Source organism: Methylophaga sp. UBA4204, assembly GCF_002379485.1.
Classification (GTDB): Bacteria; Pseudomonadota; Gammaproteobacteria; order Nitrosococcales; family Methylophagaceae; genus Methylophaga.
On sequence record NZ_DFTU01000011.1, the window covers coordinates 18,912 to 22,361 of the forward strand.

Annotated in this window: 2 protein-coding genes; both read right to left on the bottom strand. The window is 45.9% G+C overall.

Annotated elements, in window-relative coordinates; genetic code table 11:
• On the bottom strand, window positions 1-558 hold a 558-nt coding region (locus B3182_RS01525), incomplete at its 3' end, for a response regulator (RefSeq protein WP_292751261.1).
• Window positions 551-3,450: hybrid sensor histidine kinase/response regulator (locus tag B3182_RS01530; protein ID WP_292751264.1), on the bottom strand; the 2,900-nt coding region annotated here is incomplete at its 5' end. The genes B3182_RS01525 and B3182_RS01530, both read right to left, overlap by 8 nt.

A 3,450-nucleotide genomic window follows, 5' to 3' on the forward strand; every position in this document is an offset into this window, starting at 1 on the left:
CTGCAAGGCTTCGGGGGTATCCTGAATCAAAAGATCGTCTTCATGACTCATATATTTTTCAATCAACTGACGCGCCAGAGGTGTCTGCCAGACAATTTTGCCGGTGCTCGGTAATACCGCAATAGCAGCCTGACCGAATGCATCCAGAGCGCCCTGTGTCTGATTGATCAAACGGGAGTTTTTCAAATGGGTATTAATCCGGGCAATAACTTCGACAGGGCTCAACGGTTTGGTCACATAATCGATGCCTCCTGCTGAGAACCCGGCGACCACATGCTCGGATTCGGTCAGACCAGTCATAAAAATCACCGGAATATGGCGGGTATTCAGATCATGCTTAAGGTGCCTGCAAACTTCAAAACCATCCATACCTGGCATTAACGCATCCAGCAGAACAATATCCGGAGTTGCGTCCAGACTGATTTTTAATGCGGATTCACCATTATCAGCCACCAGAACGGTATAACCGGATTCCACCAAAGCATCATGTAAAAGCGCCAGCGTATCGGGGGTGTCGTCGACCACCAGCACTACTGCATTAAGCGGGCTTTCAGACATTAGCTAATTTCTCTTCTATAAAGGTTTTCATGGTGCCTAATTGAAATTTTTCAGACATTTGGCGTATTTCACTAACAAACTGTTCGCAGGCCAGTCCTTGTTCATCAATCTCGGTAATCAGTTTACGGACGCCGACCAGATAGCCCATGTTGATCATCTCCAGCAAGTTATTTAAGACCTCAACCGGGGGCAGTGAATATTCCACCACGGAAGTTTCTGATACCAGTTCTTCCTTGCTCTCGATCCATTGCAGATTCAATCGTTCGCCAATCCAGTTGATCAGTTCAAATAGATTGACCGGTTTCAGGATAAAGTCTTTATCAGTAATACCCGATGAATTTTCCAGGTTTTTATCAAAGGCATTGGCTGAAATAATGCCGATTTTGACATCAGACTTATGTACATTACGGATCAGATGACAGGTTTCCCAACCGTCCATTTCCGGCATAGCTAAATCCATAAAAATGATTTCGGGCTGAAAGTCCGGATAAATCCGTAAACATTCGGCTCCCGATGCGGCTTCTCTGACGTCAAACCCCAGCGGCTCAAGAATATTTAACAGCAGTTCCCGATCCACCGGTTCGTTATCGACCACCAGTAATTTACGCCGCGGTCCCCGGTAACCCACTGGCATTCGGGTGGAGATAAGCGGCAAATCTTCTTCGACCCGCACTGAGGGTAAAAACAGTCGGACAAAAAATGTGGTGCCTTTGCCTACGTGGCTTTCAACATGCAAAACACCGCCCATCAACTCAGTGAGCAACTTGCTGATCGTCAGTCCCAATCCGGTACCACCGATTCCCTGCGCCGCACTGCCCCGAATAAACGGCTCAAAAATATGATCCAGTTCGGATTGCTTGATGCCCGGGCCGGTATCTTCAACTTCTATCGAGAGAAATTCGCGGGCATGGTTAAAGCGCAGATAAATAGCCCCTTCACTGGTGTATTTCACTGCATTACCAATGATATTAATCAATATCTGGCTTAAACGTTTGTGATCAGCACGCACGATACGAGGTAAATCCGAGCTGATCTCATATTCAAATTTCAGCCCTTTATTAATCGCCTGCAATTCAAACATACTGATAATTTGCTGGATATATTCAGGAAAACGCAGTGATTTGATATCAAATTGCAGCTTTCCACCTTCTATACGGGCAATATCCAAAGTACCTTCAATCAACGACAGCAGATGCTCACCGCTACGCAGAATGACTTTAATGGCATTTTTATTTTCTGTCGTTACATCAGCATTGTTATCCATCAATTGGGCATAGCCCAGAATACTGTTTAATGGGGTACGTAACTCATGACTGATACCAGTGATATAGCGACTTTTGGCCTGATTTGCCTGTTCTGCAATAACACGAGCCTGCTGCAGTTCAGCATCGGTTTGTTCATGTAAAATGATTTCACGCTGTAGCAAGTTGGTTTGATGGTTGGATTCCTGCTGTGCCACATTGCGGCTTTGCGAGGTAAGAATCAGCCACCAGACAATAATGCCACTGACCAGAACCAGAGCGGCAAAAGCCTTGAGAAAACCCACTTGTATTTCAGGCAAAATCTGCGCTGCGTTGTCCGTGGTGGTCAGCGATATATGCAGATAGATCAATCCAAAAATGGATGCCAGTAGTAACACCGTCATCCCCATCAGCAAGATGTAATGTCCTACACCATTCTGGATATAGCCCCACAAGGATTTAGGCAACAGTTTTGTCATGGCCGCCTGCCACTGCGAATCCAGTTTGGCATGTGGCTTACAAGCATCATTGCAGCGAGCATCCAGACAACAGCACAATGAGCAGATAGCACCCTGATAGGCTGGACAATAGGCTATGTCATCAATTTCATATTCTCGCTCACAAATACTGCAGATTTCTTTGGTTTTGCCGGGATGAAACTTATACGGCTGGCGCGCCAGGTAATATTTTCCCTTTGTCCACCAGGCAAATAATGGAGAACAAATTAACGCCGTAAACATGGCGATAAAAGATGAAAATGACTGCGCTTCCAATCCAAATACGCCGACAAATGCCAACACTGAAAACAAAGAGGCGATGGCCATTGCCCCCACCCCAACCGGATTAATGTCATATAGATAGGCCCGGCGGAATTCGACGCCTTTGGGACTTAAACCCAGGGGTTTATTAATCACCAGATCGGCTACTACAGCCGTGATCCAGGAAATAGCAATATTCGAATATAGTCCCAAAATCTGTTCCAGTGCCTGAAACACATCTAGCAGCATCAGCATGGTGGCTATCAACACATTGAATAATAACCACACCACACGGCCAGGATGGCTGTGGGTCAGGCGGGCAAAGAAATTGGACCAGGCCAGTGAACCAGCGTAAGCATTGGTGATATTGATCTTGATTTGTGACAGCACCACAAAAAATACTGTGACCGCCAGCAATACATCCGCGTTGGAGAAAACATAGCTAAATGCCACATGGTACATATAGGTGGGGTTAACGGCTTCTTCAACCGACTTTGCGCCATTTAACACCAGATAAGCCAATAACACCCCGGCAAACATTTTGATCATGCCGATAAAAATCCAGCCCGGACCGGCGAATATGACTCCTAAATGCCAACGAAAACGGTTTTTTTGGGTTTTTTCCGGCATAAATCGCAGAAAGTCGACCTGCTCACCCACCTGAGGGATCAATGCCATACCAATGGCAATGGCAGTACCAAACATGTAAATATTAAACGTACTGTCATAACCGGAGCTGCCGGCAAAATTCATCAAGCCCCGAATGGCATCGGGTTCTTTGGCAAAAATAAAGATAAATGGCAACACCATGAGGAATAGCCAGATCGGTTGAGTGATCATCTGAATCCGACTGATTAAGGTCACACCATGCGTGACTAAAGGAATTACGATCA